Below are 4,242 nucleotides of genomic sequence, written 5' to 3'. Positions count from 1 at the left end.
GGGCCGATGCCCGGCAGCTTGCCGAGCTCATCGATCAGATCCTGGACCGGCCCTTCAAACATGTCGGCACATGTCAGCTGTTCGGTGTGCCGAGCGCGCCGCCCATGCCGCCGGCCAGCGGCCCGAGCCGCTGCTGCGCCAGTGCGGTGACCTGCTTGGCCGCATCGGCCAGCGCGCCGACGATCAGGTCCTGTAGTGTCTCGACGTCGGCGGGATCGACGACCTTGGGGTCGATCGCCACCGCCACCACCTCACCGCTGCCCTTGACAGTGACCCGCACCAGACCGTCGCCGGCCTGGCCGTGGACCTCGGTGTTGACCAGTTCCTGCTGGACTTGCAACAACTGCTGCTGCATCTGCTGTGCCCGTGCGAGCAGTGCGGACATATCCGGTTGGCCTCCGGGTTGCATGAGAAGTCCCCTCGTGTTGTGGTCTCGACGTGGTTGCGGCTGGGTTTCGGCTCCGTGACAGCTCCGGTTGCCTGGCGGTTTGAGATACCCAGCGTAGTCGGCGCCGGGCTAGCGTGGCGCCGTGCGCATACCAGTCCGCCCGCGTGTCGGGATCGTGATGGCTGCGGGCCTGCTTGTGCTCGCCTCGGTCCCGACCGCCCCACCGTCGGCCGCGGTTCCGGCCAACATCGCCGGAATGGTCGTATTCCTCGACCCCGGGCACAACGGCAGCAACGACGCATCCATCGGCCGTCAGGTGCCCACCGGCCGCGGCGGCACCAAGAACTGCCAGGCCAGCGGGACCGCCACCAACAGCGGTTATCCCGAGCACAGCTTCACCTGGGACACCACGCTGCGGGTCCGCCAGGCACTGAGCGCACTGGGGGTGCGCACCGCCATGTCCCGCGGCGACGACACCGCACTGGGTCCGTGCGTCGACGAGCGTGCGGCGATGGCCAACGCGCTGCACCCCAACGCGATCGTGTCCATCCACGCTGACGGTGGCCCGCCCGGTGGTCACGGGTTTCACGTCAACTACTCGGCGCCACCGCTCAACGCCGCGCAGAGCGGCCCCTCGGTGCAGTTCGCGCGCGTGATGCGCGACCAGTTGCAGGCCGCCGGCATCCCGCCCGCCGGCTATATCGGCAACGACGGCCTCAACGGCCGGTCGGACCTTGCCGGGCTGAACCTGGCGCAGTATCCGTCGATCCTGGTCGAGCTGGGCAACATGAAAAACGCAGTTGACGCCGGCCTGATGGAAACCCCGGCCGGCCGGCAACGCTACGCCGACGCGGTGGTCCGCGGCATCGCGGGGTTCCTGGGCGGTCAGGCTTTGGCGCAGTAGCCCGGGGCACGGCGCGTGCGCTCGCACCGGCGCGGGTCCGCGACTAGCGTAGACGTGGTGTCCATTCGGTCAGTTTCGGTACCGGCGGCCCACGCGGACGGGGTGCGGCGGCTGGTGGCCAGTTACCGGTCCGTCCCCGCGGCGGCGCCGGTCCGCCTGGCCAAACCGACCTCGAATCTGTTCCGGGCGCGTGCGCAACGCCACACGCCAGGCCTGGACACGTCGGGCCTGACGAACGTCATCGCGGTCGACCCGCAAGCCCGCACCGCCGACGTCGCCGGGATGTGCACCTACCAGGATCTGGTGGCCGCCACCTTGGCGTACGGTCTGTCACCGCTGGTGGTTCCGCAGCTGAAGACCATCACCCTGGGCGGGGCGGTCACCGGGCTGGGGATCGAATCGGCGTCGTTTCGCAACGGCCTGCCACACGAATCGGTGCTGGAGATGGACATCCTCACCGGCGCCGGCGAATTGGTCACCGCATCATCGCAACAGCACGCCGATCTGTTTCGGGCATTCCCGAACTCCTATGGCACACTTGGGTATTCAACCAGACTTCGGATCGAGTTGGAGACCGTCAAACCATTCGTCGCGCTGCGGCACATCCGGTTTCACTCGCTGGGGACGCTGATGGCGGAGATGGACCGGATCCTGGAAACCGGCGGGTTCGACGGTGTCGCGGTCGACTACCTCGACGGTGTGGTGTTCAGCCCCGGCGAGAGCTATCTGTGCGTCGGGATGCAGACCAGCACACCCGGCTCGGTCAGCGACTACACCGGCCAGCGCATCTACTACCGGTCGATCCAGCACCGCGCCGGTGTCAAAGACGACCGGCTGACGATGCACGACTACTTCTGGCGCTGGGACACCGACTGGTTCTGGTGCTCACGTGCGTTCGGCGTGCAGCACCCGCTGGTGCGGCGGTGCTGGCCGCGACACTACCGGCGCAGCAGCGTCTACCGGAAACTGGTCGGCTACGACCAGCGGTTTCGTATCTCCGACCGGATCGAAAAACACTATCACCGCCCGCCGCGCGAGCGGGTGGTGCAAGATGTCGAGGTTCCGATCGAGCGGTGCGGCGAGTTTCTGGACTGGTTCTTCGCTCATGTGCCCATCGAGCCGGTGTGGCTGTGCCCGCTGCGGCTGCGCGGTGAGCAGGCCTGGCCGCTGTACCCGATCCGGCCCAACCGCAGCTACGTCAACGTCGGTTTCTGGTCCTCGGTGCCGGCCGGCACGACCGAAGCAGCCGCGGGGGTTACGAACCGGATGATCGAAGCGAAAGTCAGTGCGATCGACGGCCACAAGTCGCTGTACTCCGACGCCTACTACACCGCCGAAGAGTTCGACGGCCTCTACGGCGGGGAGACATACAAAACGGTCAAAAAGACCTACGACCCCGATTCGCGGCTGCTGGACCTGTATACGAAGGTGGTGCAACGGCAGTGACTACCTACAGCGGAGAACATGCCGGTGCCGGCAAACTGACCCTGGCGCAGATCCTGGAGCTCTGCACCGAGGGTGGTCGGCTGCCGCTGAGGTTCACCGCCTACGACGGCAGCACGGCCGGGCCGGATGACGCCAAGCTGGGTCTGGATCTGCTGACCCCGCGCGGCACGACCTACCTGGCCACCGCACCCGGTCACCTGGGACTGGCCCGCGCCTACGTCGCCGGCGACCTGGAAGCCCGCGGCATCCACCCGGGCGATCCGTATGAACTGCTCAACGCGCTCGCCGACGGGCTGGCCTTCAAACGGCCCTCGCCGCGGCTGCTGGCCACCATCGTCCGCTCGATCGGGATAGAGCATCTGGTGCCGATCCCGCCGCCGCCACAGGAATCGCCGCCCCGCTGGCGTCGTGTCGCGGAAGGCTTCCGACACAGCAAATCTCGTGACGCCGAGGCCATCCGCCACCACTACGACGTGTCGAACGCCTTCTACGAGTGGGTGCTCGGTGAGTCGATGACCTACACCTGCGCGGTCTACCCGAACGCAGACGCCACTCTGGAGGCAGCGCAGGAGAACAAGCACCGGCTGATCTTCGACAAGCTGCGACTGCAACCCGGGGACCGACTGCTCGACGTCGGCTGCGGCTGGGGCGGCATGGTCCGCTACGCCGCCCGTCGCGGCGTGCGCGCCATCGGGGCCACCCTCTCGGCTGAGCAGGCCAAGTGGGCGCAGCTGGCGATCGAGGCGGAGGGGCTCACCGAGTTAGCCGAGGTGCGCCACTGCGACTACCGCGACGTCCGCGAGGCCGGCTTCGACGCCGTCTCCTCGATCGGGCTGACCGAGCACATCGGCGTGGCGAACTATCCGGCCTACTTCGGCTTCCTCAAATCCAGGCTTCGCACCGGCGGTCTGCTGCTCAACCACTGCATCACCCGCCGTGACAACTCGTCGACTTTCACCGCTGGCGGATTCATCGACCGCTACGTGTTCCCGGACGGCGAGCTGACCGGGTCCGGGCGCATCATCACCGAGGTCCAAAACGTCGGGCTGGAGGTGCTGCACGAGGAGAACCTGCGCCACCACTACGCGTTGACGCTGCGCGACTGGTGTCACAACCTCGTCGAGCACTGGGACGAGGCCGTCGCCGAGGTGAGCCAGGCCACCGCGAAGGTGTGGGGCCTGTACATGGCGGGTTCGCGGGTGGGGTTCGAACAGAACGCAATTCAGCTGCACCATGTACTGGCGGCCAAGCTCGACGACCATGGCGGCGATTGCGGGCTGCCGCTGCGGCCGTGGTGGCGGCCCTGACCAGCCCAGCCAGTCCTGACCGGCCCTATCCCGCCCTATCCCGCCCTATCCCGCCCTATCCCGGTGGGGCCGCAGCCGTTTCCGGTGCGCTGGGTGCCAGTTGCTGCGGACAGTACGACCGCTCCGCCATCGCGAGGAACTTGGCTGCGTGGTCTTCGGTCAAGCCGGGATTGCGGTTCACGATGATCTTGAGGACC

General features: G+C 67.5%; 5 protein-coding genes and 1 pseudogene. 3 read left to right on the top strand and 3 right to left on the bottom strand.

Annotation, left to right across the window (positions count from 1 at the left end; genetic code table 11):
- Window positions 1-62 (bottom strand): annotated as a pseudogene (locus tag AC2VON_RS03820) (recombination mediator RecR); the annotation flags it as partial.
- Between the two features lie 11 nt (window positions 63-73).
- Window positions 74-409, bottom strand: a complete 336-nt coding sequence (locus AC2VON_RS03815; RefSeq protein ID WP_486951742.1) for a YbaB/EbfC family nucleoid-associated protein — start codon at window positions 407-409, stop codon at window positions 74-76.
- A gap of 157 nt (window positions 410-566) precedes the next feature.
- On the opposite strand from AC2VON_RS03815, the gene AC2VON_RS03810 reads away from it, so the two are divergent.
- The 3 genes from AC2VON_RS03810 to AC2VON_RS03800 are packed head-to-tail and all read left to right on the top strand — an operon-like array spanning window position 567 to window position 4,045.
- On the top strand, window positions 567-1,292 hold the full coding sequence (locus tag AC2VON_RS03810) for an Rv3717 family N-acetylmuramoyl-L-alanine amidase (RefSeq protein WP_486951744.1): 726 nt from the start codon (window positions 567-569) through the stop codon (window positions 1,290-1,292).
- Between the two features lie 57 nt (window positions 1,293-1,349).
- Window positions 1,350-2,738: an FAD-binding oxidoreductase gene (locus AC2VON_RS03805; RefSeq protein ID WP_486951741.1), complete on the top strand. Its 1,389-nt coding sequence runs from the start codon at window positions 1,350-1,352 to the stop codon at window positions 2,736-2,738.
- On the top strand, window positions 2,735-4,045 hold the full coding sequence (locus AC2VON_RS03800; RefSeq protein WP_486951740.1) for a class I SAM-dependent methyltransferase: 1,311 nt from the start codon (window positions 2,735-2,737) through the stop codon (window positions 4,043-4,045). The genes AC2VON_RS03805 and AC2VON_RS03800 overlap by 4 nt, the downstream gene beginning before the upstream one ends.
- A 55-nt stretch (window positions 4,046-4,100) precedes the next feature.
- Here the strand turns inward: AC2VON_RS03800 and AC2VON_RS03795 are convergent, their stop codons facing one another.
- A complete protein-coding gene (locus tag AC2VON_RS03795; RefSeq protein WP_486951743.1) occupies window positions 4,101-4,226 on the bottom strand; it encodes a DUF732 domain-containing protein in 126 nt (41 codons plus the stop codon).
- Window positions 4,227-4,242 lie beyond the last annotated feature (16 nt).

It is taken from the genome of Mycobacterium sp. TH-M82, from assembly GCF_057473605.1.
This window is presented reverse-complemented; position numbering and strand designations above follow the sequence as displayed.